Origin of the sequence: Amycolatopsis camponoti (assembly GCF_902497555.1) — a bacterium.
GTDB lineage: Bacteria > Actinomycetota > Actinomycetes > Mycobacteriales > Pseudonocardiaceae > Amycolatopsis > Amycolatopsis camponoti.
Genome location: NZ_CABVGP010000001.1, coordinates 74,609 through 100,205, shown reverse-complemented (window position 1 = coordinate 100,205; position 25,597 = coordinate 74,609). Strand labels below are relative to the sequence as shown.

Annotated in this window: 22 protein-coding genes and 1 pseudogene; 10 read left to right on the top strand and 13 right to left on the bottom strand. The window is 72.0% G+C overall.

Annotation, left to right across the window (positions count from 1 at the left end):
- Nucleotides 1–13: 13 nt before the first annotated feature.
- A complete protein-coding gene (locus AA23TX_RS00475; protein ID WP_155540634.1) occupies nucleotides 14–3,031 on the bottom strand; it encodes an AfsR/SARP family transcriptional regulator in 3,018 nt (1,005 codons plus the stop codon).
- A gap of 290 nt (nucleotides 3,032–3,321) precedes the next feature.
- Here AA23TX_RS00475 and AA23TX_RS00470 point away from each other — a divergent pair, with 290 nt between their 5' ends.
- On the top strand, nucleotides 3,322–4,083 hold the full coding sequence (locus AA23TX_RS00470; RefSeq protein WP_155540633.1) for a DUF4253 domain-containing protein: 762 nt from the start codon (nucleotides 3,322–3,324) through the stop codon (nucleotides 4,081–4,083).
- A gap of 703 nt (nucleotides 4,084–4,786) precedes the next feature.
- On the top strand, nucleotides 4,787–5,677 hold the full coding sequence (locus AA23TX_RS00465; RefSeq protein WP_155540632.1) for a DUF72 domain-containing protein: 891 nt from the start codon (nucleotides 4,787–4,789) through the stop codon (nucleotides 5,675–5,677).
- 102 nt (nucleotides 5,678–5,779) lie between these two features.
- Here AA23TX_RS00465 and AA23TX_RS00460 read toward each other — a convergent pair whose 3' ends face one another.
- A complete protein-coding gene (locus AA23TX_RS00460; protein WP_155540631.1) occupies nucleotides 5,780–8,572 on the bottom strand; it encodes an AfsR/SARP family transcriptional regulator in 2,793 nt (930 codons plus the stop codon).
- A gap of 73 nt (nucleotides 8,573–8,645) precedes the next feature.
- On the opposite strand from AA23TX_RS00460, the gene AA23TX_RS00455 reads away from it, so the two are divergent.
- Nucleotides 8,646–9,575, top strand: a complete 930-nt coding sequence (locus AA23TX_RS00455) for an o-succinylbenzoate synthase (RefSeq protein WP_155540630.1) — start codon at nucleotides 8,646–8,648, stop codon at nucleotides 9,573–9,575.
- A 40-nt stretch (nucleotides 9,576–9,615) separates the two neighbouring features.
- Here AA23TX_RS00455 and AA23TX_RS00450 read toward each other — a convergent pair.
- Nucleotides 9,616–10,188: pseudogene (locus AA23TX_RS00450) on the bottom strand (DNA polymerase beta superfamily protein); the annotation flags it as partial.
- A gap of 285 nt (nucleotides 10,189–10,473) precedes the next feature.
- On the opposite strand from AA23TX_RS00450, the gene AA23TX_RS00445 reads away from it, so the two are divergent.
- Nucleotides 10,474–10,689: a PspC domain-containing protein gene (locus AA23TX_RS00445; protein ID WP_155540628.1), complete on the top strand. Its 216-nt coding sequence runs from the start codon at nucleotides 10,474–10,476 to the stop codon at nucleotides 10,687–10,689.
- 221 nt (nucleotides 10,690–10,910) lie between these two features.
- Nucleotides 10,911–11,234, top strand: coding sequence for a hypothetical protein (locus AA23TX_RS00440; protein ID WP_155540627.1), 324 nt, complete (start codon nucleotides 10,911–10,913; stop codon nucleotides 11,232–11,234).
- A gap of 61 nt (nucleotides 11,235–11,295) precedes the next feature.
- Here the strand turns inward: AA23TX_RS00440 and groL are convergent, their stop codons facing one another.
- The 5 genes from groL to AA23TX_RS00415 all read right to left on the bottom strand — a co-directional run bounded on the left by groL (nucleotide 11,296) and on the right by AA23TX_RS00415 (nucleotide 16,374).
- Entirely contained in the window at nucleotides 11,296–12,924 is a 1,629-nt protein-coding gene (gene groL, locus AA23TX_RS00435) for a chaperonin GroEL (protein ID WP_155540626.1), read from the bottom strand.
- A 279-nt stretch (nucleotides 12,925–13,203) separates the two neighbouring features.
- Complete coding sequence (locus AA23TX_RS00430) at nucleotides 13,204–14,688, bottom strand: serine/threonine-protein kinase (RefSeq protein ID WP_196425127.1); 1,485 nt, start codon at nucleotides 14,686–14,688, stop codon at nucleotides 13,204–13,206.
- Between the two features lie 66 nt (nucleotides 14,689–14,754).
- Nucleotides 14,755–14,961, bottom strand: a complete 207-nt coding sequence (locus AA23TX_RS00425) for a cold-shock protein (protein WP_005164266.1) — start codon at nucleotides 14,959–14,961, stop codon at nucleotides 14,755–14,757.
- A 112-nt stretch (nucleotides 14,962–15,073) separates the two neighbouring features.
- On the bottom strand, nucleotides 15,074–15,697 hold the full coding sequence (locus AA23TX_RS00420) for an AIM24 family protein (RefSeq protein ID WP_155540625.1): 624 nt from the start codon (nucleotides 15,695–15,697) through the stop codon (nucleotides 15,074–15,076).
- The gene (locus tag AA23TX_RS00415) at nucleotides 15,697–16,374 is read right to left on the bottom strand and encodes a TIGR00266 family protein (RefSeq protein WP_155540624.1); all 678 of its coding nucleotides are present in this window, start codon (nucleotides 16,372–16,374) and stop codon (nucleotides 15,697–15,699) included. The genes AA23TX_RS00420 and AA23TX_RS00415 overlap by 1 nt, the downstream gene beginning before the upstream one ends.
- 73 nt (nucleotides 16,375–16,447) lie before the next feature.
- Here AA23TX_RS00415 and moeA point away from each other — a divergent pair, with 73 nt between their 5' ends.
- Entirely contained in the window at nucleotides 16,448–17,641 is a 1,194-nt protein-coding gene (gene moeA, locus AA23TX_RS00410; RefSeq protein ID WP_155540623.1) for a molybdopterin molybdotransferase MoeA, read from the top strand.
- Here moeA and AA23TX_RS00405 read toward each other — a convergent pair.
- Both AA23TX_RS00405 and AA23TX_RS00400 read right to left on the bottom strand, forming a co-directional pair.
- Nucleotides 17,595–18,848 carry an MFS transporter gene (locus AA23TX_RS00405; RefSeq protein ID WP_155540622.1) on the bottom strand — a complete coding sequence of 418 codons (1,254 nt, stop codon included), beginning with the start codon at nucleotides 18,846–18,848 and terminating at the stop codon, nucleotides 17,595–17,597. The two genes, moeA and AA23TX_RS00405, sit on opposite strands and share 47 nt — an antisense overlap.
- Nucleotides 18,845–19,405 (bottom strand): ArsR/SmtB family transcription factor, encoded by a 561-nt coding sequence (locus AA23TX_RS00400; protein WP_155540621.1) that lies wholly within the window; start codon nucleotides 19,403–19,405, stop codon nucleotides 18,845–18,847. Before AA23TX_RS00400 ends, AA23TX_RS00405 begins: the two co-directional genes overlap by 4 nt.
- An 83-nt stretch (nucleotides 19,406–19,488) precedes the next feature.
- Between AA23TX_RS00400 and AA23TX_RS00395 the strand changes: the two genes are divergently transcribed.
- Complete coding sequence (locus AA23TX_RS00395; protein ID WP_155540620.1) at nucleotides 19,489–19,773, top strand: GlsB/YeaQ/YmgE family stress response membrane protein; 285 nt, start codon at nucleotides 19,489–19,491, stop codon at nucleotides 19,771–19,773.
- 39 nt (nucleotides 19,774–19,812) lie between these two features.
- On the opposite strand, the gene AA23TX_RS00390 is transcribed toward AA23TX_RS00395, so the two are convergent.
- Entirely contained in the window at nucleotides 19,813–20,025 is a 213-nt protein-coding gene (locus AA23TX_RS00390) for a hypothetical protein (RefSeq protein WP_155540619.1), read from the bottom strand.
- A 248-nt stretch (nucleotides 20,026–20,273) separates the two neighbouring features.
- Between AA23TX_RS00390 and AA23TX_RS00385 the strand changes: the two genes are divergently transcribed.
- From AA23TX_RS00385 to AA23TX_RS00375, 3 genes are all read left to right on the top strand, one after another.
- The gene (locus tag AA23TX_RS00385) at nucleotides 20,274–21,008 is read left to right on the top strand and encodes a phosphatidylserine decarboxylase (RefSeq protein WP_155540618.1); all 735 of its coding nucleotides are present in this window, start codon (nucleotides 20,274–20,276) and stop codon (nucleotides 21,006–21,008) included.
- 3 nt (nucleotides 21,009–21,011) lie between these two features.
- Nucleotides 21,012–21,965, top strand: a complete 954-nt coding sequence (gene pssA, locus AA23TX_RS00380; RefSeq protein WP_155540617.1) for a CDP-diacylglycerol--serine O-phosphatidyltransferase — start codon at nucleotides 21,012–21,014, stop codon at nucleotides 21,963–21,965.
- Nucleotides 21,966–22,209: 244 nt separating this feature from the next.
- Nucleotides 22,210–24,477, top strand: a complete 2,268-nt coding sequence (locus tag AA23TX_RS00375) for an AAA family ATPase (RefSeq protein ID WP_155540616.1) — start codon at nucleotides 22,210–22,212, stop codon at nucleotides 24,475–24,477.
- 47 nt (nucleotides 24,478–24,524) lie between these two features.
- Here the strand turns inward: AA23TX_RS00375 and AA23TX_RS00370 are convergent, their stop codons facing one another.
- Nucleotides 24,525–25,142: a LytR C-terminal domain-containing protein gene (locus AA23TX_RS00370; protein WP_230862285.1), complete on the bottom strand. Its 618-nt coding sequence runs from the start codon at nucleotides 25,140–25,142 to the stop codon at nucleotides 24,525–24,527.
- Complete coding sequence (locus AA23TX_RS00365; RefSeq protein ID WP_155544154.1) at nucleotides 25,139–25,447, bottom strand: DUF3263 domain-containing protein; 309 nt, start codon at nucleotides 25,445–25,447, stop codon at nucleotides 25,139–25,141. The genes AA23TX_RS00370 and AA23TX_RS00365 overlap by 4 nt, the downstream gene beginning before the upstream one ends.
- Between the last annotated feature and the right edge of the window lie 150 nt (nucleotides 25,448–25,597).

Below are 25,597 nucleotides of genomic sequence, written 5' to 3'. Positions count from 1 at the left end.
TGAAAGCCGTTCTTCAGCTGCCGACCGGACGGACCGCGTCGGCGAGACGTCGTGGCTCCCGCGCCTCGCGGCTGCCGTGCAGGCGGAAGAGGCCCTCGGCTTCCACCCACGCCGCTTCGGCGCCCGCCGTCTCGCCGAGGGCGTCGAGCGTCGTGGCGAGATCGCGCAGGGTGCGCGCCCGCCAGACCGGCAGCACGAGCGCGTCCCACCACTGGACCGACCGCTCGAGGTGGGCGCGCGCCTCGGGGAACCGTCCGGCGGCGAGCTCCAGTTCGCCGAGGGTGCGCAGCATCAGGCCCTGGCCGAAGCCGTCCTGCATCTCGTGGCACGTCGCCAGGCACGCGCGCATGGCGTCGCGCACCTCCTCACCGCGACCTTGGCGGACGCGGACCTTGGCGAGCGCCTGCACGGCGTAGGCGGACATCAGCGGGTCACCGACGTCGCGCAGCAGGTCCACCGCCTCCTGGCCGTAACGGGCCGCTTCGCCGAGCCGTCCGGCGGCGCGGTGCACGAGGCTCACCGAGCGCAGGGCGACCGCCCGGCTGGTCGCGTCGCCCGTCTTCGCGTATCCCGCCGCCGCGAGCTCGACGGCGACCAGAGCGCCGTCCAGCTCGCCCTGTTCGGTGAGGACGCGGCCGAGCCCGTGCAGCGCCTGGACGACCGCCTGCTCCTCACCCAGCTCGCGCAGTTCGGGAAGCGCGAGGTCGAGGGACTGCCGCGCCTGGGCGAACTGGCCGTACTCGCACTGCACGGTGCTGAGGTCGAGGCGGCTCATGGCCTGCCCGTGCCGGTCGCCACCGAGCTCGTAGGCGGCGAGGGCCTGCTCGTGGTAGGCGATCGACTCGTCGAAGCGGTCCTGCTCGTAGCGCAGCCAGCCCAGGCCCGAGAGCAGCCTCGCCTCCCCGGTCCGGTCACCGGTCCGGCGCGCGGCCGCGAGAGCCGCGTTGTGCGTGCGCCACCACTGGCCGAACAGGTTGCGCACGGCGAACACCGACGAGCACAACGCCGCGGCCAGCCGGGTGGCGACGTCGGTGAGGTCCAGCCCGCTGACCCGCTCGACCACGCCGACGAGGCCGGTCTGCTCGGCGTCGAACCACGCGTCGGGATCGGTGAGGATCTCGTCGATCCGGGCCGGGTCGAGGTACCGGACCAGCGCGCCCGTCTCGGCGGGAACGTGCGGCGCCTGCCGGCCCGCGAGCTCGACCAGCTCCAGCCAGCACTCGGCGGCCCTGGCGGTCACCGCCTTGACGTCGTCCGCGGTCTCTTCCGCCTCCCCGCGTTCGCGGGCGAAAGCGCGCGTCAGATCGTGGATCTGGTAGCGCACCGCGCCGCCGTCGTCCACTGTGGACACGTCGAGCAGCTGGGCGTCGACGAGCCGCTCGACGACCTTCTCCGCCTCATGGCCATCGCAGCCGAGGAGCGGCGCCGCGACCCACGCGCCGAACGAGGACACGTCGAGCAGGCCGAGCCTGCGCAATGCGGTGCGCTCCCGCTCGTCCAGGCCGTCGTAGCTGAGGAAGAGGCTGCCGCGCACCTCCAGATCGCCAAGAGTCAGCTCCTGCAGGATCCGGTGCTGGCCGCGGAGACGTTCGGTGAGCTTGCCGACCTTCCACTGCGGCCGCGCGGCGAGCCGGGCGCCGGCGATGCGCACGGCGAGCGGCAGGTTGCCGCACAGGCGCACCAGCTCACGGGCGGCTTCGGGCTGCTCGGCCACCCGGGTGCCGCCGACGACCCGGCTCAGCAGTTCCAGCGCTTCCGGCTCGTCCAGCACGGGCAGGTGCAGGTGGGTGGCGCCGCCGACCGCGCCGAGGCGTTCGCGGCTGGTCACCAGTGCGGCACAGGTGTGGCCGCCGGGCAGCAGGGGACGGACCTGGCGTTCGTCGGAAGCGTCGTCGAGCACGACGAGGATGCGCCGGTCGGCGAGCATCGTGCGGTAGAGCTGGGCGCGTTCCTCCAGCCGCGCCGGGACGTCCTGGTCCGGCACGCCGAGCGCGCGCAGGAACCCGGCCAGCACTTCGGCCGGGTCGGCGCGGACGACCTGCACGCCGCGCAGCGACGCGTAGAGCTGGCCGTCGGGGAAGTGCTCGCGCACGCGGTGCGCGACGTGCGCGGCGACGGTGCTCTTGCCCGAGCCGGGCTTGCCGTAGACGGCGCACAACCGCGACCCGGCGGCCGCCTCGGACAGTTTCCGGGTCAGCTCCGCGACTTCGCGCGCCCGTCCGGTGAAGTCGGCGATGTCGAACGGGAGCTGACTCGGGACCCGGCGGCCCTCGGGGCGCGGCCGGCCGGCGGGCGGGTCGTGCTCGTCGCGCAGGACGCGTTCGTGGGCGGCCTGCAGCACGGGGCCGGGTTCCAGCCCCAGCTCGCCGAGGAGCGTCTGGCGGCCATCCTGGTAGCAGGCGAGCGCGTCACCCCGGCGGCCGCTCTGGTGCAGCGCGAGCATGAGCTGGGCGCGCAGCCGTTCCCGCAGCGGGTGCGCGGCGACGGCGGAGGTCAGTTCCGGGACCAGCGGCTCCCCTTCGCCGGTCTCGAGTTCGACGTCGACGCGGTCCTCCAGGGCCGCGACCCGCAGTTCCTCCAGCCGGGCCCGTTCGTTCTCCGCCCACCGGCCCTGCGTGCCGCCCAGCGCGGTCCCCCGCCACGCCGCAAGAGCGTCCCGGATGAGGGCACTGGCGCGGCCGGGTTCACCGGCGGCCCGCGCGCGACGGCCCGCCGACAGGTCCCGGGTGAAGACGTGCAGGTCGACCTGGTCGACGGCCAGCCGGTAGCCGCCCCCGCTGCGCGCGAGCACGTCGGGGTCACCACCGCCCGCCAGTGCCCGCCGCAGGGCCGAGACGTAGGTGTAGACGGCGGCGCGCGCCTGGTCCGGCGGGTCCTCGCCCCAGATCGCGTCGATCACCTGCTCCAGCGGGACGACGTGCCCCGCGTTCACGGCGAGCAGCGCGAGGAGCGTGCGCGGCTTCGGGCCGCCGAGGCCGATCACGCGGCCGTCGACCGCCACCTCGACCTGCCCCAGCACGTGGAACTCCATGCACCCTCTCCGATGGACCGTCGTCCTGGACGAGCCTGGCAATCGATCACGGCCCAGGCAAGATCCGCACCGGTGACCGGTCTGTCGTGTTCGTCTCCTGGCGTCCGGCCACCCCTTCGGCGCAGTGGCGTGTCTCAGCAACACCTCGTGTCACATCAGTATCAGCAACGCTCTGACCTGCAGATTTGCGGATTCACTCGAACGGATGAGCGGCCAGATCGCTGGAAATTGTCGGACCCTCGAACTACTGTTCGACATGCACCATCCGAACACAAGTTCGAGGGGACGTCATGACGATCGCACCGCTCCGCCCCGGTACGCCCGCACCACCGGTCCAGACCCTGCCACCGGGGTCGTGGCACGGCAGGCTGTGGGTGTCGGACCTGCCACTGACCCGGCCCGAGCGTTACCTGGGCTGCGTGGCCGAGTTCGAGCGGTCCGGGCTGTGGCCGGTGCTGATCCCCCACGACCAGCGTTTCGCGGCGAACGGCGAGGACTGGATCGACGACCGAGGCCGCCTGGCCCCAGCAGGCCACCGAGTGGCCTCGGCAGACGCGGCGGGAGCATTGGCCCGCTGGTGGGACAGTTCCTGCTGCGACGGCGCGTGCCTGCGCCCGTTCGGCCCGAGGTTCCCGGGCCTGGCCAAGCGCAGCCCCCGCAGGTCCGACCCCTTGGCCGAGGCGGGCAACACGGGCTCAATCCTGTCCGCGCGCGCCCCGCACCGGCTGGGCCTGGTCCAGACCGAGCGCCCGGCGGACATCCCGGCCCTGCTGGGCTGGACGGGCATGATCAAGTGCACGGACCAGGTGGCCGAGCTGTCGGCGGTGCTGCGCAGCTGGGAGGACCGTTTCGGGGCAACGCTGGTGGTGCTGGGGTTCGACACGCTGGAGCTGTCGGTGTCAGCACCCCCGAGGAACCAGGCGAGGGCATTGACGGTGGCAGCGGAGCACCGGGCGTTCAGCCTGCCGACATTCGCAGGCCAGCCGGGGAACCTGAGGGAGTACGCCTCGGGGTTGGTGCAGTCGAGGGTATGGCGGTTCTCCTGGGCATGAGGCGCGGGCCGAGGCCGCCGCGACATGAGGCGCGGGGGCCGAGGCTGGCGCGGCACGAGGCGCGGGGCCGAGACCGCCGCGACATGAGGCGCGGAATGAGGAGCGAGATCCGAGACAGGCGCGGGGCCGAGGCCAGCCACGGCATGAGAGGCGAGATCCGAGGCCGGCCGCGGAATGAGGCCCGATGGCCGAAGGCCGAGGCCGGCCGCGCGGCGCGGCCGCAGGCCGCGGTGCCCGAAAGGAGAGCTGGGAGGTCATCCCGTCGCCTGAGGCCGTCAAATCACTTTGAGCCAGGCCCGCAACCACCAGCCCAAGCCCAGAAGAAAGCGCAAGCTTGCGGGCCTGGCTCAAAGTGATAGGCCTCGATCAGGCGACGGGATGCCCCCCAGCGCCCCCCAACGCAAGCCGAGCCGACAGCAGCCCCCAAGGCCATCCCAGAGCCTGCCCGTCCGGCGAGGACAGCCTTTCACCCAGAGCCTGCCCGACCGACGAGAACAGCCTTTCACCCAGAGCCCACCCGTCCGGCGAGAACAGCCTTCCACCTACAGCAGAACCCAGGCCCCCGATGAGCAAACGACGAAAAGGCCCCACAAGACGACCGTCCGCAAAATCAGGTCACCTGTCCCACCCCACGGTCCACCCGTCCAAGATCCGCAGAGTTTGGAACCACCACCGACCGGGAACCACCCCCCGCGGAAAGGCGGTGAGGAAAATCGCCGAAATCCGCACAGGCACGTCAGGCTGGCGCTACCCACCCTGGCGCGGAGTGTTCTACCCACCGGGTCTGGCCCAGCGACGTGAGCTCGAATACCTGTCCCGCCGCATGAACACGGTCGAGATCAACGGCTCCTTCTACTCACTGCAGCGCCCCGAGCGCTACCGCGCGTGGTTCGACGAAACCCCGTCCGACTTCCTCTTCGCGGTGAAGGGCGGCCGCTTCATCACGCACATGAAGCAACTCCGCGACGTCGAAACGGCACTGGCGAACTTCTACGCCTCCGGAGTCCTCGCCCTGGGCGCGAAACTGGGCCCGTTCCTCTGGCAGCTACCCCCGAGACTGACGTTCGACCCCGACCGCCTCGCGAACTTCTTCGCCCTCCTGCCCCGCACGACGACCGACGCCGCCGAGCTGGCGACGAAGCACGACGACAAGCTGAAAGGAACCCCTTACCTGGAAGCCGGGCCGCGAAAACCGCTGCGACACGCACTCGAAGTCCGGCACCCGAGCTTCGCCGAGCCCGCGGCGAAGGAACTCCTCCGAAAGCACGGCATCGCCCTGGTCGTCGCCGACACCGCGGGCAAGTGGCCGTTCCTCGAGGACCAGACCGCGGACTTCGCCTACCTCCGCCTCCACGGCGACGAGGAGCTGTACGTCAGCGGCTACTCGGACCGCGCCCTGCGCGACTGGGCCGACAAGATCCGCACCTGGCACGACGACGGCAAGCGCGACGTCTTCGTCTACTTCGACAACGACGTGAAGGTCGAGGCCCCACGCAACGCCGAGACCCTGGCCGACCTGCTCGGCGTCACCCCGCGAACAAGACCCCGCGAGCAAGACCCCGCGAGCAAGACAGTGACGCGAACAGGACAGTGAGTGGACAGTGAGCGCCATCGGCTTGAGTGGACAGGCGGGCCGGACCGGCTTGCGTGCTGTCACTGGGGGTCGGCACGCGGGCGGTCCGCCACGCGCACCCCGTCAGCTCCCGGTGCCCACCAGAGCCGCCAGCTTCGCGCGCACGTCGTCGGCGTCCGGGTGCCCCAGCTCCGTCAGCAGCCGCACCGAGCGGACCCAGCACTCCCGCGCCACCGCCCGGTCGCCGGTGCGCAGGTGGATCGTCCCCAGCTGGGCCAGCACGTCCGCCGCCTCGTACTGCTCGCCCATCTCGAAGAACATCGCGACCGAGTCGCGGATGCAAGCGATGCCCTCGTCCACCCGGCCCAGCCCGACCAGCGCCAGCCCGCGCGTGTGCAGGGTGAACCTCCGGTCCACCGGCTCACCGTCCGGGCCGAGCACCGCCAGCGCCGCATCGGCCAGCCGGAGCGCCTGGTCGTGGTCGCCCATCGACGTGCAGATGTCGCCCAACGCCCGCAGCACGCTCGCCTCGAACGCCCCCAGTCCCAGCTCGCGGACGATCTCCAGCGCCTGCATGCCGTGCTCGTACGCCCCGGCGTAGTCGTCGAGGTTGTGCGCCGCCATCGCCAGGTTGTACTGCGCCCGCGCCTCGCCCTCCCGCGCGCCGAGCTCGCGCTGGATCGCCAGCACCTGCTCCAGGAACCGCCGCGACTCGTCGTACTTCCGCGCGACGCCGTTGACGACGCCGAGCCCGCTCAGGATGCCCGCCTCGCCCGGCCGGTGACCGCCGGCCCGCGCGGCTTCGAGCGCCACCGCGAACACCGAGCGCCACTCGTCGAGCCGCGAGCGCGTCGCGAAGTGGCTTTGCAGCAGCCAAGCCAGCTTCCAGCAGACGTCGTCGCGGCGGTGCCGCGCCAGGTGGACCGCGGCGATCAGGTTGCCGGCTTCCTCGCCGAACCAGTCCAACGCGTCGTGGTACGCCGTGAACGTCTGGCCGCCGTCCAGGTCGTCGAGGTCCAGTAGCCGGTAGTAGCGCTCCGGCCGCATCCGCCGTGACGCGTTCAGCGCCGACGCCAGGTACCAGTCCAGCAGCCGATCCAGGGCGGCGTCGCGCTGCGAAGGCGTGTCGACCTGCGAAGCGACTTCGCCGGCGTATGCCCGGATGAGGTCGTGGAACTGGTAGCGACCCGGCCGCGGCTGGGCGAGCAGGTGCGCGGCGGCCAGGGTTTCCAGCATCGGCCGCGTCGCCGACACGTCCAGCCCGGCGACCGCGGCCGCCACCGGCGCGGTGAAGTCGACGCCGGTGGGCAGCCCGAGCAGCCGCAGCAACCGCGCCGTCGGCGGTTCCAGTGCCTGGTAGGAGTACGAAAACACCGAGCGGATGTTCGTCCCCTCACCGTCGGCGAGGTCGAACGAGCCGAGCAGGTCGGCTTCGAGCGAGTCGACGAACTCGTCGAGCGGCAGGTCGGGGAACTGCGCCGCCCGCACGGCGAGGATCCGGATCGCCAGCGGCAGCCCGCCGCAGTAGCGGACGAACCGCTCGGTCGCCGCGGAATCCCGCGCCACCCGGTCGAAGCCGATGGTCGACGCGAGCAGCTCGACGGCGTCCTCCTCGCCCAGCTCCTCCAGCGCGATCCGCCGCGCGCCGTGCGTCGCGACCAGTGCGCGCAGCTGCCAGCGGCTCGTGATCACGACCAGGCAGCCCGGCCCGGGCAGCAGCGGGCGCACCTGCTCGGTGCGGTTGGCGTTGTCGAGCACGACGAGCAGCCGCCGGCCGGCGCTGTGCGTCCGCCAGCTGGCCGCACGGCCGTCGAGGTCGGCCGGGATCGCCTCGCACGGCACGCCCAGCGCCGTGAGCATCGCCTCCAGCGCCGCCGACGGCTCGACCGGCTCGCCCGGCCCGTAGCCGCGCAGGTTGAGGTAGACCTGCCCGCCGGGGAACCGGTGGGCGATCTCGTGCGCGAAGTGCACGGCCAACGTCGTCTTGCCGATGCCGCCCATGCCCTCGACGGACGCGATCGGCGTCGACGTGCCGGCGTCGATCGCTTCCGGCAGCAGCGCGTGCAACGCCTTGAGGTCGCACTCCCGCCCGGAGAAGGCCCGCAGGTCGGCGGGCAGCTGGTGCGGCACCTGCGGTTCGGCGCCGAGCCGGTAGCGCGCCAGCCGGGCGGGGTCGGCGCCCTCGCTGCCGGTGAGGATCGCCTGGCGGGTGCGCTGCAGCGACGGCCCGGGGTCGAGGCCCAGCTCCTCGGCCAGCACGCTGCTGATCCGGCGGTGGACGTCGAGCGCCTCGGCCTGCCGGCCCGACCGGTAGAGCGCGACCATCAGCTGCTCGTGCAGCCGCTCCCGCAGCGGGTTTTCCCTGGTCAACCGGGTCAGCTCGGGGATCACGGTGCCGTACTCGCCGACGTCGAGCAGGGCGTCCGCCCACTGCTCGCGGACGCGCAGCCGTTCCTCGGCGAGCTGACCGGCCTCGTCGCGGTGCAGCGCGTCCGACTCGACGTTCAGCAGCGCCGCGCCCCGCCATTGCCCGAGCGCTTCGGCGAAGTGCGCGGCCGCCCGCCGGCTTTCGCCGCGGTCCATCGCGGCCTTCCCCCGGATGGCGAGGGCGCGAAACCGCGAGAGGTCCAGCAGGTCGTCGTCGAGCTCGATCAGGTAGCCGCCGCTCTCGGTGCGGATCGAGACCTGGTCGCCGAGGGCGCGGCGCAGGCGCAGGACGTACGTCTGGAGCGCGCCCTTGGAGCGGCGGCGGTCGTCGTTCCAGAGCCAGCGGCCGAGCTCGTCGACCGGCACGACCCGGTTCGCGCGCAGCAAAAGCCCGGCCAGGACGATCAACGGCCGGCTGCCCCCGAGCGGCACCGGGTGGCCGTCTGCCGTGACCTCGGCCGGACCCAGCACGCGGAAGTCGAGGACCACGGAGTCATTCTGGCCGGAAACGCGCAGTTCGGCACCCGTTTACCGAAGTCGGGGGATGGCATGATCGGCGACGATGAAGGTCTACGCGATCCCCCTGCGCAATCGGTTCCGCGGCATCACGGTCCGGGAGGGCGTCCTGCTGCCGGGTCCGGCGGGCTGGGGCGAGTTCTGCCCGTTCGCCGACTACTCGGACGCCGAGAGCCTCCCCTGGCTGCACGCGGCGCTCGAAGCGAGCGAGACGGGCTGGCCGGCGCCGGTGCGCGACCGGGTCGAGGTGAACACGACGGTGCCGGTCGTCGGCGCGGAGAAAGCGTACGAACTGGTGCGCGCGTCCGGCTGCCGGACGGCGAAGGTGAAGGTGGCGGACCCGCGTTCGTCGTTGACGGACGACTGCGACCGGGTGGCGGCGGTCCGCGACGCGCTCGGCCCGGCCGGCGCGGTGCGGATCGACGCGAACATGGCGTGGGACGTCGACACGGCGGTCCGCGCGATCATCGACCTCGACAAGGCGGCGGGCGGCCTGGAGTACGCGGAACAGCCGTGCCCGACGATCGACGACCTGGCGGCGGTCCGCCGCCGGGTCCCGGTCCGCATCGCGGCCGACGAGTCGATCCGCCGGGCGGAGGACCCGCTGAAGGTGGCGGTCGCGGGAGCGGCGGACATCGCGGTGCTGAAGGTGGCGCCCCTGGGCGGCGTGCGGCGGGCGCTGGAGGTCGCGGAGGCGTGCGGACTGCCGTGCGTGGTGTCGTCGGCGGTGGAGACGAGCGTCGGCCTGGCCGCGGGACTCGCCTTGGCCGGCGCGCTCCCGGAGCTCGAATTCGCTTGTGGACTGGGGACGATTTCCCTGCTGGAAGGCGACGTCTGCGCGTCACCACTGTCCCCTGTGGACGGATACCTGCCGGTGCCACGCCAGGCACCGGAGCCGACGGACGCGTACCCGGCGTCAGCCGAAGTGCGGGCGGCGTGGGAAGCCCGGCTCGATCGGGTGCGCGGGCTGTCGTGAGTGGGAAACAGTGTTCTAACCCTGTTTCCCACTCACGACCTCAGGCCGCCTGCCACGCCGAGTCGTAGGCCCGCACGAGCCACCGGTCGACCCAGGCCCGGTCCGGCTGCTCCGGCAACGGCGACGCACCCCGCACCAGCCGGTCGAGCCGGTCTTCCAGCTCCGCGGCGACCGCGATGGCTTCGTCCTGCGTGTGCTTCCCGCGCCGCAGGTCGCGCAGCCAGGTCAGCCAGGGTTCGGCGATCGGGAGGGTCATCCGGCCGGTCTCGAGCAGCTCGACACCCTGGACCCCCAGCCGCACCATGTGCATGGCGTACTTGGTGTCGAAGCCGTACTTTTCGATCAGCTCCGGCCGGTTGACCTTGATCGCGCCGTCGAGCAGCCGCTGCCGCCGGGTCCGCAGGTAACCCGCGAACCGCAGGCCGGCCTGCCGCGACACGATCTTCCGGGAGTTCGCGCGCAGTTCGTGGCCCAGCTCGGTGATCCGCACGATCTCGTCGTCCGGCACGAAGAGCGGCAACAGGATCGTGGGGTTCCCGGTGACGGCCAGCCGCATCCACTTGCGCAGCGAGTAGACGATCAGGTCCAGATCGCCGGGCCCGGACCGGACGCCTTCGGGCTGGGTGCGGCAGCACGCCGCTCAGGGACCGAACAGCCCCCGCCGCTCCCAGGGGGGCTGCCCCGTGTCCATCGTATCGGCGGCCACCGACGGAAACCGGTAAATCGGGCCTGCGACGGCGATCTGTCCACATCACGGCCGGCCTGGGGACAACTCGTGGTTCGCCGGCGTGCCCCGCCGGTGGCGGGCAATATCCGGTTTTCCCCGAGGTCAAGTTCAGGGTCGGGGTCCGGGCCGTTCCGGATGTGGCAGCACCCCGCCGGGAAGCACCATTGCTGCATGACGAACAGCGTGTACACCCCGGAAACCAAGAAGCTCCGCCGCAGCACCGGCGACAAGATGCTCACCGGCGTCTGCGGTGGCTGGGCCACCTACCTCGGCATCGACGCCAGCATCCTGCGCATCGGCATGGTCGCCGCCGTTTTCCTTTCCGTCGGGATCGCCATTCCGGTCTACGTCGCCGCCGCGATCCTGACGCCGGAAGAGGGCTCCTGACCCGGGCGGGCGCCGGCTCGCAGGGGGAGCCAGTGCCCGCCGGACGATCAGGGGTGTGACGCAGGCGTCGGGGGACGCCATGAGCGCCGGTCCGCGGGGGACGTCGGCGCGGGAACGGCCCGGACGCCAAGGGGACGTCCGGGCCGTTCGGCGTAGCGCACTGGTCCGACCAGCGCAAATGGCCACCGCGAACCCCGTGCGAGGGGTTAGGGTTCGCGGTCGTGGATCAAGGGAGCAGAACGGCGGCGAAGATCGTCGTCGGGATCTTGGGCGGGCTCTACCTGATCGCCGGACTGGGGCTGACCGCCTTCTCCGCCTTCTTCGCGCTCGCCTTCAACGACACCGGCAGTACCAGCGTCACCAAAACCGTGCTCTACACCGCCGCCGCGCTCGCGATCTGGATCCTGCTCACCGGGATCGGCGCCATCGTCGTCGCGCTGGAAGCGGAAGAGGCGAGCACCGCCTGGCTCGGGGGCCTCGGGGTGCTCGCGCTCGGCGTCGTCATCCTCGGCGCCTACGCCGTCTGGTTCTTCACAAAACCATAGACAGCGCCCATAAAGAACGCCCGGCCCGCCGAAGCGGACCGGGCGTTCGAAGCAGCCGAACTCAGAAGTCCATGCCACCCATGCCACCGGACGGGTCGGCGGGAGCGGCCGAAGCCTTCTCCGGCTTGTCCGCCACGACGGCCTCGGTGGTCAGGAACAGCGCCGCGATGGAAGCGGCGTTCTGCAGCGCGGAACGGGTGACCTTCGTCGGGTCCGGCACGCCGGCGGCGAGCAGGTCCTCGTAGACACCCGTGGCGGCGTTGAGGCCGTGACCCTGCGGCAGGCCCTTGACCTTCTCCACCACGACGCCGCCTTCGAGGCCGGCGTTGATCGCGATCTGCTTGAGCGGGGCCTCGACGGCCACCTTGACGATGTTGGCGCCAGTGGCCTCGTCGCCCTCGAGCTTCAGGCCCGCGAAGGCAGCCTCGGCAGCCTGGATGAGAGCGACGCCACCACCGGCGACGATGCCCTCTTCGACGGCGGCCTTGGCGTTGCGCACCGCGTCCTCGATGCGGTGCTTGCGCTCCTTGAGCTCGACCTCGGTCGCGGCGCCGGCCTTGATGACGGCCACGCCGCCGGCCAGCTTCGCGAGCCGCTCCTGCAGCTTCTCGCGGTCGTAGTCCGAGTCCGAGTTGTCGATCTCGGCGCGGATCTGGTTGACGCGACCCTGGATCTGGTCGGCGTCGCCCGCACCCTCGACGATGGTCGTCTCGTCCTTGGTGATGACGGCCTTGCGGGCCTTGCCCAGCAGGGACAGGTCCGCGTTCTCCAGCTTGAGGCCGACGTCCTCGGAGATGACCTGGCCACCGGTCAGGATCGCGATGTCCTGCAGGATCGCCTTGCGGCGGTCACCGAAGCCCGGGGCCTTGACGGCGACGGACTTGAAGGTGCCGCGCATCTTGTTGACGATGAGGGTGGCCAGGGCCTCGCCCTCGACGTCCTCGGCGATGATCAGCAGCGGCTTGCCGGACTGGATGACCTTCTCCAGCAGCGGCAGGACGTCCTTGACGGTGGAGATCTTGGAACCGAAGAGGAGGATGTAGGGGTCCTCCAGCTCGGCTTCCTGGCGCTCCGGGTCGGTGACGAAGTAACCCGAGATGTAGCCCTTGTCGAAGCGCATGCCCTCGGTGAGCTCGAGCTCGAGACCGAAGGTGTTGCTCTCCTCGACGGTGACGACGCCTTCCTTGCCGACCTTGTCCAGCGCCTCGGCGATCAGCTCGCCGATGGTGCGGTCAGCGGCCGAGATCGAGGCGGTAGCAGCGATCTGCTCCTTGGTCTCGATCTGGACGGCGGCCTTGTGCAGCTGCTCGGTGATGGCCTCGACGGCCGCCTCGATGCCGCGCTTCAGGCTGATGGGGTCGGCCCCGGCCGCGACGTTGCGCAGGCCTTCCTTGACGAGGGCCTGGGCGAGCACGGTGGCGGTGGTGGTGCCGTCACCCGCGACGTCGTCGGTCTTCTTGGCGACCTCCTTGACGAGCTCCGCCCCGATCTTCTCCCACGGGTCCTCGAGCTCGATCTCCTTGGCGATGGAGACACCATCGTTGGTGATGGTCGGCGCGCCCCACTTCTTTTCGAGCACGACGTTCCGGCCCCGCGGGCCGAGGGTCACCTTGACGGCTTCGGCGAGGATGTTCAAGCCACGCTCGAGACCGCGGCGGGCGTCCTCGTCGAACGCGATCAGTTTGGCCATTGCGGTGTGGTCCTCCGGTATTGGGCGCCACCGCCGCGCTGCGCTGTCCGATGTCTCAGCACTGCAGCGGCGACGGCAGGACTCTTTTCCTCGGCCAGGCTCGGTGCCCGCGACGGACGACTGGACCCGGGTGGGGGCCAGCCTCACCGTCCCGACCTTTGGCACTCGACGGCGTCGAGTGCCAAGTCCGTGTTTAGCACTCTGCGGGGGAGAGTGCAAGAAGGCCAGCTCAGCGCGGCACGATCTCGTGAGCCCGCGACGTCGCGAACGACGCCCGGGTCAGTTGCCGGGCTTGATGGAGATCGACGTCGGCGGGGCGTTGAGCGACGACGTCGGGTTGCCCTGCGAGTCCCCGCCGGGGCCGACCGGGATGTTCGGGGCCGTCGTCGTGCCACCGCCACCACTGCCGCCGTCGCTGAACAGGAAGATCGCGCCGACGATCAGGCCGGCCACCACGAGCAGGCCGAGGACGAGGAAGATCCACTTCTTGCCGCCGCCGCTCTTCGGCTGGTGGAACGCGCCCGCGCCGCCGGCCGGCATCGGGGGACGCAGCCGCATCGGGTCCTGGCCGTAGCCCTGCGGCGGCATGCCCGGCTGCTGCGGGTAGCCGTACCCCGGCGGCGGGCCCTGCGGCATGCCCGGGGGCGGACCCTGCGGAGGCGGGCCCTGCTGGGGGTAGCCGTAGCCGGGCGGCGGGCCCTGCGGCGGCATGCCTTGGGGCGGCATGCTCGGGGGCGGCCCCGGCGGCCCGGGCTGCTGGCCGTAGCCGGGCTGCTGTCCTCCGTACGGATGCACGGGGGCCCCCTCTCCCTGCGGTGCGCTGTTCTGGTGCGGCCCCTGTTGTACCTGACCGGGGCGCTGCGGCGCGGGGATTCCCCCCGAATTCGACCCGGGAGGACCCGGTGGGGTGTCGGACGCCGCCAGGGGGCCGAGCGCGCGGCGGGCGGCCGCGATCAGCTCGACGCAGCTGGGGTAGCGGTCCGCGGGGCTCTTCGCCATCCCCTTCCGGATGACCTCGTCGATCGCCGGCGGCAGCGCCACGGCGCGGGAGATCGCCGGCGGGTCGCCGTTGAGGTGGCCCTTGATCACCGTCGGCACGTCGCCCTTGAACGGCGGGCTGCCGGTGAGGCAGGCGTAGAGGACGCACGTCAGCGCGTACTGGTCGGTGCGCCCGTCCAGCGGCTCGCCGCGCAGGTGCTCGGGCGCCGCGTACGTCGGCGAGCCGAGGAAGTCGCCGCCGCGCGTCCGGTGTCCCGTCGCGCCGCGCCGCGTCAGCCCGAAGTCGGCGACGTACACGTGCTCGCGCGAGGTCTCCTTCTTCGTCACGAGCACGTTGGCCGGCTTGACGTCGAGGTGGACCAGACCACGGTTGTGCAGGGTGTCGAGGGCGTCCGCGACCTGGTCGAGCATCGTCAGCGTGCGCGCGGGGGCGATCGGGCCGCCCGCGATCAGGCCGGCGAGATCGCCGCCGTCGACCATGCGCATGGCGATGTAGAGCATGCCGTCGAGCTCGCCGAAGTCGTACAGCGGCACGACGTTGGCGTGGTCGATCGCGGACGTGTTGCGCGCCTCGTCGACGAACCGCTCGCGGAACTCGGCGTCGGTCCCGAGGTGGTCACCGATGACCTTGAGCGCCACCTTCCGGCCCAGCCGCACGTCGGTGGCCTTGTAGGTCACGCTCATGCCGCCCTTGCCGAGCACTCCGTCGATGCGGTAGTTGCCCAGCCGGCGACCGGTGAGGTCCCCCGACACATCGCCTGTCACGCCCGGCAGCCTAACGTCCCTGGTTCGGAGCCTGCCGGGGGTTCGCCAATCGGGTGATGAAGGTCGTTACGACACCTTGCGCACGTCCGCGGCCTGGCTCCGCCCGTCACGCCCGGACTGGACTTCGAACTCGACGCGGTCACCTTCGTCCAAAGTGCGGAATCCGTCGGCCTGAATGGCCGAATAGTGGACGAACACGTCCGGTCCTTCGGTGGATTCGATGAACCCGTAGCCCTTTTCCGAGTTGAACCATTTGACGGTGCCGACAGCCACGGCGCCCTCCCTCAGCACAAAGGATCCGCTGGCCCGAGCGGATGCCAGCGGCGGAAGTGTCAATCACGCTACCGGAATTATTCCCCTCGGCAATGGGCAATTCGTCTGAAGATCACGCCGAAGAAAGGCGTCGGTTCCGCGCTTGCACGAGCACCGTCCCGGGCCCCGCGAAGTCGACCGCGAGCCCTTCCCCGCTGCGCAGCGACTGCGGGCCGCCGGGATCGAGCGCCCGCAACCGGCACTGCACGGTGTCGGGGTAGGCCAGCAGGTAGTCCGGCCGGACGGTGACCAGCTCGCCCTTGCCGAGCTCGAACGCGTCGACCGGGCCGGGCGCGGCCAGCACGAGCGGCCCGGCCCCGCTGTAGTGCTCGAGGAACCCGGAGTCGGCGCCGAAGAGCTGCTGCAGCGGTACCCAGTTCGGATCGTGCCGGACCGACGACGGCCGCACCAGCACGGCGTCGCGATGCACCGACCAGCCGGTGCCGCCGCCCAGGTCGAGCGGGTAGACGTCACCGGGGCGCAGCGGCGCGAAGTCGATCCAGCCGCCGTCCGAAGGCGCGGTGTAGACCGCCGTCGTGGACTTGCCCGCGCGGACGCCGCCGCGGCCCGCCGGTGCCTCGGTGACGCCGAAGCGGCTGGCGAGCAGCGTTTCGGGCGCGGCCTGGACGGACTCGCCCGGGTCGAGCAGGACGCGGGCGACACCGAAGCCGGGGGTGTGCCGGGTCTGGACGCGCATCAGCGGGAGGGGACGTGCGAGACGATCCAGCTGACCAGCGCGGACGGGTTGCGCGTCTGCGTCATGATCTGGCCGGGGCCGACGAAGTCGAACACGAGGCCCTCACCGCTCTTCATGGACTGGATGATGCCCGTCGCGACCTTCCGGATCTGGTACTGCACGGTGTCGGCGTACGCGACGACGTGCCCGGTGTCGACGGTGACCATCTCGCCCTGCTGCAGGGTGATGGTCTCGACCGCGCCGTAGCAGGCGACGAGCAGCTGGCCCTGGCCGGTGGCGTGGGTCAGGAACCCGCCTTCGCCGCCCATCAGGTTCTTCATCCCGCCCCACTTGGTCTCGGTCTGCACGCCGTGCGACGACGCGAGCCAGCAGCCGCGGGTGACGGCCCAGCCGGTCCGGCCGTCGAGGGTGATCACCTGGATGTCACCGGGCAGGTTGGCCGCGACGTCGACCCAGCCGCCGTTCTGCGGCGCGGTGAAGGTGGAGATGAAGAAGGACTCGCCGGAGAGGAACGCGCGGCCGAGGCCCTTCATGATCCCGCCCTGCGACTGGGACTGGACCTGCACGCCGTAGCTGGTGGCCATCATCGCGCCGGACTCGACCTGGCACGGCTCGCCGGGCGCCAGCATCATCCTGGCGACGGCGAACGAGGGCTGTTGACGGACCTGGACCTGCATGCGTACTCCCCGATGGCGTGCTCTCGAACGACGAGAGTCTTGCATGCCCCGCACGGGGGTGGAGGATGGTCCGGTGATCTCCGTCGACGACTACCGCGACCGCGTTGCCGCGCTCCTGGGCACCACTCCCGCGACCGACCTGCCCCTCGCCGCCGCGGCCGGTCTCGTCCTGGCCGAGGACGTGCGGGCCGGCGTTTCCCTCCCGCCCTTCGACAACTCGGCGATGGACGGCTACGCGGTCCGCGCCGCCGACATCGCCGCGCCACCGGTGACACTGCCGGTCGCCGACGACATCCCGGCGGGCCGCGTCGACGTCGGGACGCTGGAACCGGGCACGGCGCACCGGATCATGACCGGCGCCCCGCTGCCGCCCGGCGCGGACGCCGTCGTGATGGTCGAGGACACCGACGGCGGCACCGAGACCGTCACGATCTCCGCCGCCGCCAAGGAAGGCGCGCACATCCGGCACACCGGCGAGGACGTCGTCGAAGGCAGCGTCGCGCTGTCCGCCGGGACCGTCCTCGGCCATTCGCAGCTGGGCCTGGCGGCCGCCGTCGGGCTCGCCGAGGTGCGGGTGCACCGGCCGCTGCGCGTGCTGATCGCCTCGACCGGCACCGAGCTGATCGACGCGCCCGCCCCGCTGCGGCACGGCCAGATCTACGAGTCCAACAGCGTGATGCTCGCCGCCGCGGTCCGCGACCTCGGCTGCGAGGTCGAGGTGGTCCGCAGCGTCGTCGACGACGTCGAGGAGTTCCGCAAGGTCATCGAGCCGAAGCTGGCCGACGCGGACCTGCTGGTCACCTCCGGCGGGGTCAGCGCGGGCGCGTACGAAGTGGTGAAGGACGCGCTGACCGGCCAGGGCGTCGAGTTCGCGAAGATCGCGATGCAGCCGGGCGGGCCGCAGGGCTGCGGCCGCTGGCAGGGCGTCCCGGTGGTGACGCTGCCCGGCAACCCGGTGAGCGTCCTGGTGTCGTTCGAGGCGTTCCTGCGCCCGGCGATCCTGACGGCGCTGGGCCACACCGACGTCTCACGACGGCGAGTGCGGGCCCGGCTGACCGAGGCGATGTCCTCGCCGGGCGGCCGCCGCCAGTACCGCCGGGGCGTGTTCACCCCGTCCGACGGGGAGGTCACCGGGGTCGTCGGGCCGCGAGGCGGCCCCGGCTCGCACCTGCTGGCCGCGTTCACGCAGGCCAACTGCCTGATCGTGCTGCCAGAAGACGTCACAACGGCAGCGGTTGGCGACGAGGTGGACGTCCTGCTGCTCTGACCGGGAAGTCGCGCAGCTTCCGGTACGGCGCGAGCAGCGGGAGCGCCGCGATCAGCAGCACAGCGGCGACCCAGAGCGTCTCGCGGACGCCGATCGCCTCGCCCAGCGCACCGCCGAGCACCCCGGCCAGCGGGATCGTCCCGTAGGCGACGAGGGAAGCGCTCGAGGTGATCCGGCCGAACAGCTCGGGCGGGCAGTAGCGCTGCCGGAACGTCGCGGTCAGCACGTTCGAGGCGACGACGCCGGCACAGACGCCGAAGTCCGCGAGCACGAACAGCACCAGGCCGGCGCCCGGTCCGGCGAGCGGGCCGAGCAGCATCATCGGGGCCGCGAAGGCCTCGCAGAGCAGGAACGCCCGCGCGGCGCCGAAGCGCGCGCCGAGCCGGGCGGCCAGCATCGCGCCGAGCACCCCGCCCGTCGCGGCCGAAGCCAGGACCAGGCCGACGAGGCCGGGACCCGCGCCGAGCGTGCGGGACAGGAACACGATCTGGATCGACGTGTACCCGGTGAGCGCGAGGTTCGAGGCGGCGGCGAAGGCCATCATCGACCGCAGGTACCGGTCACCGGCGACGAACCGCAGCCCTTCGGCGATCTGGCTGCGCAACGGCGTGCGCTCGAGCGGGACGACCGTCTCGCGCACCCGGATCGCTCGCACGCACAGCACGGAGATCCCGAAGCTGACCGCGTCCGCGAGGATCCCGCTGACCGGGCCGAACGCCTGCGCCAGCAGCCCGGCCAGGCCCGGCCCGGCGACCTGCGTCGCGGACTCGCTGCCTTGGATCTTGGCGTTGGCGCCCAGGAGCTCGTCCTGGCCCACCAGCGCCGGGAGGTACGCGCGGTAGGCGAGGCTGAAGAAGACCTTCGCGGTACCGCCGAGCAGAGCCGCGCCCAGCAGGTACGGCATGGTCAGCACGCCGAAGGCCGCCACGGCCGGGACGCTGCCGAACACCGCCATCGACACCGTGTTGCAGACCAGCATCACCGGCCGCTTCGGCAGCCGGTCGACCCACGCGCCGGCGGGCAGCCCGACCACCAGCCACGGCAGCCACGCGACCGCGGTCAGCACGCCGACCTGGAAGGTGCTCGCCTGCAGCGTGAGCACCGCGACCAGCGGCAACGCCGTGCTCGCGACCATGCTGCCGAGCATGCTCGTGGTCTCGCCGGTCCAGAGCAGCCGGAAGTCCCTGTTCCCCCAGAGCCCCTTCACGGCTTGCCCAGCGAAGCCCGCGCGGCGAAGAAGACCGGTCGGCGCTCGACGCCGTCACCGGGTTCGGTGCGGTCCTCGAACTCGGCCAGCAGCAGCAGGACCCGCTCGTTGAGCTCTTCGAGCTCGGCGGCGGACAGGCGCATCCAGGTGTCGGTGCTGAACGCCACGCCCCGCCACTCCGGCGGGTAGGTCTCGCGCGTCGCGAGCCACTCGCGCGCGACCGCCATCTGGTGGTCGAGGGTCAACACTTCGGCGGCCTCGGCGACCGGGTCGTCCGGGAAGTCCGCGGCCGCCCACCGGAGGGTCTTCGCGGATCGTTTCCACCAGCGTTCCCGCTGGTCGCGCGCCAGCTCGGGCGCCACTTCGACCAGCTTGGCCGCGGCCAGCACCTTCATGTGGTGGCTGATGTTGCCGACCGCCTGGTCGGTCTTGCCGGCCAGCATCGACGCCGTCGCCGGGCCGTCGAGGTGGAGCAGCTCCATCAGCCGTCGCCGGAGCGGGTGTGAAACCGCCGCCAGCACCTTCGAATCCCGGATGTCCCGGACCTCGTCGCTCATGAAGCACAAGAGTAGTTGTACAAGAGTTCTTGTGCAATGACTCTTGTACATCTCGTCCGACCGGCCCCGCGTAAGCTCCCGCCATGGGTTTCGTCGCATGGGTGATCTTCGGGGCGATCGTCGGCTGGGCCGGGAACCTCGTCGTCGGCGGCCGGGACCGGCGCCGGCAAGGCTGCCTGGTCAGCGTGCTCGTCGGCGTGATCGGGGCGGCCCTGGGCGGGCTGCTCTACCGGCTCGCGACCGGCCAGTCGAAGACGTTCGACTTCGACTTCCCCAGCTTCGGCGTGGCCGTCCTCGGCGCCGTCGTGCTGCTGGCGATCCTGCGGCTCGTGAGCGGTCTCGGCCGTCGTCCGGGCGACCGTTCGTAACTTTTGCCGGACGAACCGCGATCGAGGCCGTCCAGGCCGTTAAAATGCTTCCTCACGCGCATCGCCCGGTGGCCGGGTGCCTGCGCCGTCGGGGGGCGCATGCACCCGGCCGCGTTTCTTCGCCTCGATGACGATGTCGACGGCGCGCACCGGGTCCACCAGCCGCGGCACCGGCACCTCCTCGATCTCCCGGCACCACGCGCCCAGGAGCTCGTCGAGGCGAGCTTCGGCGGGATCGCGGTGATCGGTCATCGTCCCCTCACAAGGTCTCGTGGCAGCGCCGCGAACGGCGCCGACTACTGAGTGTTATCGGTGAATTCGACCTTGCGTTACCGGGATGTGGCCGCTCCCACCCGCTGCGGGGACACCCTCACGAGGGAGCCGACCAGGGGCACGCGCCGACCCCCACCTGGGGCAGCGGTAGCGTGGGGGCGCCCGTACGCGGCCGCCGGACCCCGGCGCCGACGCGTCCTTCCGACACGAAACCAGGGGACCCGACCATGAGCGGCACCCGGCCGGATTCCGCCGGCAACCCCGTCGCGCACGCCGTCCAGCTCGCCCGCGAGACGCTGCCGCCGATGCACCCGGCCGGCCGCCCGTTCGTGGCGGGCGGGGTCGCCGCGACGCTGCTCGCGCGCCGGTTCTCCAAGCGTCTCGGCGTCCTCGGTGCGCTCACGACGGTGGCCATGGCCGCGTTCTTCCGCGAGCCCAAGCGGGTCCCGCCGCCGCGTGACGGCGTCGCGCTCGCTTCGGCCGACGGTCTCGTGTCGCTGATCGAGGAAGCCGTCCCGCCCGCCGAGCTGGGCCTGCCGGCCGAGCCGCGGATGCGCGTGTCGGTGTTCCTCTCGGTGTTCGACGTGCACGTCCAGCGCGTGCCGGCGAACGGCGTGATCGAGCGCGTCGCCTACCGCCCGGGCAAGTTCCTCTCCGCCGACCTGGACAAGGCCAGCGACGACAACGAACGCAACTCCGTGCTGATGCGCACCGAAGACGGCCACGAGCTCGTCGTCGTGCAGATCGCCGGGCTGGTCGCCCGCCGCATCCTCTGCGAGATCCGCGAGGGCGACAAGGTCGGCGCCGCCTCGACCTACGGCATCATCCGCTTCGGCTCGCGGGTCGACCTCTACCTCCCGCCGGGCTCGCGCGTGCTGGTCGCCAAGGGCCAGCGCACGGTCGGCGGCGAGACCGTGATCGCCGAACTCCCCGCCTCGCCTGTGTCGCTTTCGGAAGGCTGATCGATGGTCCGCGTGACCACCCCGGGCGTCCGGCTGCTGCCGAACGCCATCACCGTGCTCGCCCTGTGCGCGGGCCTGTCGGCCGTGCAGTTCGCGCTGACGAAGAACTTCGCGATGGCGATCGCCTCGATCGGCATCGCGGCGGTGCTCGACAGCCTGGACGGCCGGATCGCCCGCCTGCTCGACGCGACGTCGAAGATGGGCGCGGAGCTGGATTCGCTGTCCGACGGCATCTCGTTCGGCGTGGCGCCGGCGCTGGTCATCTACGTGTGGCAGACGGGCGCGGACCGGATCGGCTGGGTGGCGTCGCTGATCTTCGCCGTCTGCATGATCCTGCGGCTGGCGCGGTTCAACACGCTGCTGGACGACACCGAGCAGCCGGCGTACGCGAGCGAGTTCTTCGTCGGCGTCCCGGCGCCCGCGGGCGGGCTGCTGGGGATGCTGCCGCTGGTGGCGTACCTGCAGTGGGGCGAGGGCTGGTGGTCTTCGCAGTACGTCGTGTGGGCGTGGACGATCGCCATCGCGGCACTGCTGATCAGCCGGATCCCGACGCTGTCGCTGAAGACGGTCAAGGCCCCGGCCAAGGCGATCGCGCCGCTGCTGCTCGGCGTGGCCCTGCTGGCCGCGGCGATCATCCAGTTCCCGCTGGTCGCGCTGCTCGCGGCGATGATCCTGTACCTGGCGCACATCCCGTACGCGGTCTACCGGCACCGCTGGCTGGCCGCGCACCCGGAGGCCTGGACCGTCCCGCCGCGCGAGCGCCGCGCGATCCGCCGGGCCTCCCCGCGCCGCCTGGGCCTGCGGCGCCCGCTGCGCCGCCGGGTCGCGGGCGCGGCGATGCGCGCGGTCCGCCTCCCCCGCACCGGCGAGCCGATGCGCACCCCCCGCGAAACCTCCCAGAACGGCAACGGCCAGCGCCGCCGCTCCTGGCGCCAGATCGGCCTCCGCCGCAAGTAGCCGTGTCGACCCGCCAATCACGCGTGATGCCCTCCCAATCACGCGTGATGCCTCCCCAATCACGCGAGCCGACCGGGCCGGTACGGCGATCACCCGTGCTCCGAGGGGCTTCACGCGTGATCAGCGGGGCATCACGCGTGATTGAAGGGGCATCACGCGTGATCAGGCGGTCGACACGCGTGATTGAACGGACGACACGGGTTCTCGGCTCCTGGAGGGCCGCCGGATCGCTAGGGTTAACGGCGTGAGCCACCCGCAGATCACGCTGACCGTCCGGCACACGCCGTCCGCGCTGGACACCCGCCGCGGTGTCGTCCGGCTGCACCCCGAAGTCCTCGACGCGCTCGGCCTGCGGGCCTGGGACGCCGTGCACCTCACCGGCGCCCGGGTCAGCGCCGCCCTCGCCGCGCCCACCGACGAGGCCGACGTGCCCGGCATCGTCCTCACCGACGACGTCACCATGTCGAACCTCGGCGTCACCGAGGGCGCCGAGATCGTGGTCGCCCCCGCCGACGTCGCCGCGGCCAGGACGGTCACCGTCGCCGGGTCGCGGCTGGCCAGCGTCTCGGTCAGCCCGCACATGCTGCGGCTCGCCCTCATCGGCAAGGTGCTCACCGTCGGCGACGCCGTTTCCCTGCTGCCGCAGGACCTCGCGCCGACGCCGGGGTCCGACCCGGCCGGCCTGCGCGGCCAGCTGTCCCGCGCGATCGGCGCGACCTGGACGAACGAGCTGCTCACCGTCACCGCGACCGAGCCGGCCGGCCCCGTCGCGGTCGGACCGTCCACTGTGGTCGTCTGGCGGGACGGCGCCCGCCCGGCGCCCGAGCCCGCCACGCCCCGGGCGGCGACCGCACTCGTCCGCACCTCCGCCGTCACCGCGGCCGAGGAGTGGATCGACGCGGAGGTCGTCGAAGACGAAGTGGTGATCGTGGAGAGCGTCGAGCAGGTCGTGCCGCTGGCCGACCTCATCGGCGCCGAGGCGCCCGCGCGCAAGCTCGCCGAGTGGTTCGACCTGGCCTTCCACCGGCCCGAGCTGCTGGCCCGGCTGGGTGCGCCGGCCCACCTCGGCGTCCTGCTGTCCGGCCCCGAGGGCGTCGGCAAGGCGACGCTCGTCCATTCGGTCGCGAACGAAGCCGGCATCCGCGTGGTGCCGGTGGCCGCCCCGAACCTCTCGGTCCTGGACCCGAACGTCGCGGTCTCGCGCCTGCGCGAAGCGATCCGCGCGGCGGAGGGGCCCACGGTGCTGCTGCTCACCGACGTCGACGCGCTGCTGCCCGCGGCCACGCCGCCGCCGGTCGCCACCGTCGTGCTGGAGGAGCTGCGGACGGCGCTGCGGCGCGAACGCTTCGCCGTCGTCGCGACGACGGCCCGTGCGGAGTCCGCCGACCCGCGGCTGCGCGCCGCCGACCTGCTGGACCGCGAGCTCGGCCTCGCGCTGCCGGACGCCAAAACCCGCCGCGAGCTGCTGAACGTCCTCCTCCGCGACGTCCCGCTCGACACGGGCATCGACTGCGGCGTCCTGGCCGAGCGGACGCCGGGGTTCGTCGCCGCCGACCTGATCGCGCTGCGGCGGGACGCGGCGCTGCGAGCCGCGCTGCGCCAGCGTGAGGCGGACGAGCCGCGGATCTCGCAGCAGGACCTCCTGGACGCGCTGGCCACCGTCCGCCCGGTGTCGATGTCCACTTCGGACAACCTCGCCACCGGCGGGCTGACCCTGGACGACGTCGGCAACATGGTCGACGTCAAGCAGTCGCTCACCGAGGCGGTGCTGTGGCCGCTGCGGTACCCGGACTCGTTCGCCCGCCTGGGCGTCGAACCGCCGCGCGGCGTACTGCTCTACGGCCCGCCCGGTGGCGGCAAGACGTTCCTCGTGCGCGCGCTGGCCGGCACCGGCGCGCTGAACGTCTTCGCGGTCAAGGGCGCCGAGCTGATGGACAAGTGGGTCGGCGAGTCGGAGCGCGCCGTGCGGGAGCTGTTCCGCCGGGCCGCCGAAGCCGCGCCGTCGCTGATCTTCCTCGACGAGATCGACGCGCTCGCCCCTCGCCGCGGCCAGTCGTCGGACTCGGGTGTCGCCGATCGGGTGGTCGCGGCGCTGCTGACCGAGCTCGACGGCGTCGAGCCGATGCGCGAGGTCGTCGTCCTGGGCGCGACGAACCGGCCCGAGCTGGTCGACCCCGCGCTGCTGCGGCCGGGCCGGCTCGAGCGGCGCGTCTACGTGCCGCCGCCGGACGCCGAAGCCCGCACCGCGATCCTCGTGGCCAGCTCGAAGAACACGCCGCTGGCCTCCGATGTGGACCTCGCCGAGGTCGCGTCCACTCTGGACGGTTACTCGGCCGCCGACTGCGCGGCGCTCATCCGCGAGGCGGCGCTGACGGCGATGCGCGAGTCCCTGGAGGCCCGCGAAGTCACGGCGGCGCACCTGGACGCGGCCCGCAAGACGGTCCGGCCGAGCCTCGACCCGGCCCAGCTCGCGACCCTCGAGGCCTACGCGAAAAACCAGGCCGGCGAGTGAAAAAAGGGGCGCCACCCGCGGGTGGCGCCCCCTTTTTCCGAAGGTTGTCAGCTGCCCTTGTGGCCGGATTCGTAGTTGTTCGTCACGATGACGATCACGCCCGGGGTCGCGTCCTGGATGCCGGCGAAGCGGGGCTCGGCCTTGAAGCCGAACTCCTGCGCCAGCTGCTTGGCCGCTGCTTCCTCATCGGTGCCCGGGCGGTAGTACGCCGTGGTCGCCGGGATGACGCCCTGCGAGTAGTTGCTGACCTCGGTGACGTTCCAGCCCGAGCCGGCGAAGTCGTCCTTCGCGCGCGCGGCGAGGCCCTTGATCGTCGAGTTGTTGAACACCCGGACGGTGACCCACTTGTTGGACGCCTGCTGGTCACCCGGCTGCCCCGGCTGACCCGTCGTCGGCTGGCCGGGCGCCGGTGAGGTCGGCGGCGGCGTGGGCGACGGCGGGTTCGTCGACGTCGAGCTCGGCGGCGGCGAGGACGGTGAGGTCGGCGCCGACGAGCTGCCGGACGTGCCCGGCGGCGTCGACGACGTGCCGCTCGGCCCGGCTTCGTTCGACCCGTCACCACTCAGCGCGGTGACGCCGCCGATGACCGCGGCGATGATCGCCACCCCGATCAGGACGACGCCCGCAGCCTTCATCGGCCGGGACATTCCCGAAAACACGCTCATTTCAGCTCGATCCCCAGTCGCCGGGCGCCACGCTTGCGCTGGCGGGTGGCGCGCGTCTTGCGCAGCCGCTTCACCAGCATCGGGTCGGCTTCGATCGCCTCCGGCTTCTCCAGCAGCTTGTTGAGCAGCTGGTAGTAGCGCGTGGCAGACAAGTCGAAGCGCTCGCGGATGGCGTTCTCCTTCGCCCCGGCGTGTCGCCACCACTGGCGCTCGAAGGCGAGGATCTCGACCTCGCGTTCGGTCAGGCCGGGCACGGGCTTCGGCGGCGACGGCTGCGGCTCAGCCATCGACTCCGCGGCGTCCATCCGGATCCCTCTCAATCGGGCGACATGGGCGATCAGACCTTGCTCTTCCGCGGGCGTCATTCAACCACGGAAGCCCACGCCGACGTGGGCATCCGCGTCGGCGCGTCACGGTCTGATGCAGGTCTACCAGAAGGGTCCGACTAAACTGGC

What these genes read in the sequence shown, in the direction of transcription:
- AA23TX_RS00475 (WP_155540634.1), bottom strand. Translation starts at nt 3,031, where the DNA reads ATGGAGTTCCACGTGCTGGGGCAGGTCGAGGTGGCGGTCGACGGCCGC.
- AA23TX_RS00470 (WP_155540633.1), top strand. Translation starts at nt 3,322, where the DNA reads ATGACGATCGCACCGCTCCGCCCCGGTACGCCCGCACCACCGGTCCAG.
- AA23TX_RS00455 (WP_155540630.1), top strand. Translation starts at nt 8,646, where the DNA reads ATGAAGGTCTACGCGATCCCCCTGCGCAATCGGTTCCGCGGCATCACG.
- AA23TX_RS00445 (WP_155540628.1), top strand. Translation starts at nt 10,474, where the DNA reads ATGACGAACAGCGTGTACACCCCGGAAACCAAGAAGCTCCGCCGCAGC.
- groL (WP_155540626.1), bottom strand. Translation starts at nt 12,924, where the DNA reads ATGGCCAAACTGATCGCGTTCGACGAGGACGCCCGCCGCGGTCTCGAG.
- AA23TX_RS00420 (WP_155540625.1), bottom strand. Translation starts at nt 15,697, where the DNA reads ATGCGCGTCCAGACCCGGCACACCCCCGGCTTCGGTGTCGCCCGCGTC.
- AA23TX_RS00415 (WP_155540624.1), bottom strand. Translation starts at nt 16,374, where the DNA reads ATGCAGGTCCAGGTCCGTCAACAGCCCTCGTTCGCCGTCGCCAGGATG.
- AA23TX_RS00400 (WP_155540621.1), bottom strand. Translation starts at nt 19,405, where the DNA reads ATGAGCGACGAGGTCCGGGACATCCGGGATTCGAAGGTGCTGGCGGCG.
- AA23TX_RS00395 (WP_155540620.1), top strand. Translation starts at nt 19,489, where the DNA reads ATGGGTTTCGTCGCATGGGTGATCTTCGGGGCGATCGTCGGCTGGGCC.
- AA23TX_RS00390 (WP_155540619.1), bottom strand. Translation starts at nt 20,025, where the DNA reads ATGACCGATCACCGCGATCCCGCCGAAGCTCGCCTCGACGAGCTCCTG.
- AA23TX_RS00385 (WP_155540618.1), top strand. Translation starts at nt 20,274, where the DNA reads ATGAGCGGCACCCGGCCGGATTCCGCCGGCAACCCCGTCGCGCACGCC.
- pssA (WP_155540617.1), top strand. Translation starts at nt 21,012, where the DNA reads ATGGTCCGCGTGACCACCCCGGGCGTCCGGCTGCTGCCGAACGCCATC.
- AA23TX_RS00370 (WP_230862285.1), bottom strand. Translation starts at nt 25,142, where the DNA reads ATGAGCGTGTTTTCGGGAATGTCCCGGCCGATGAAGGCTGCGGGCGTC.
- AA23TX_RS00365 (WP_155544154.1), bottom strand. Translation starts at nt 25,447, where the DNA reads ATGGACGCCGCGGAGTCGATGGCTGAGCCGCAGCCGTCGCCGCCGAAG.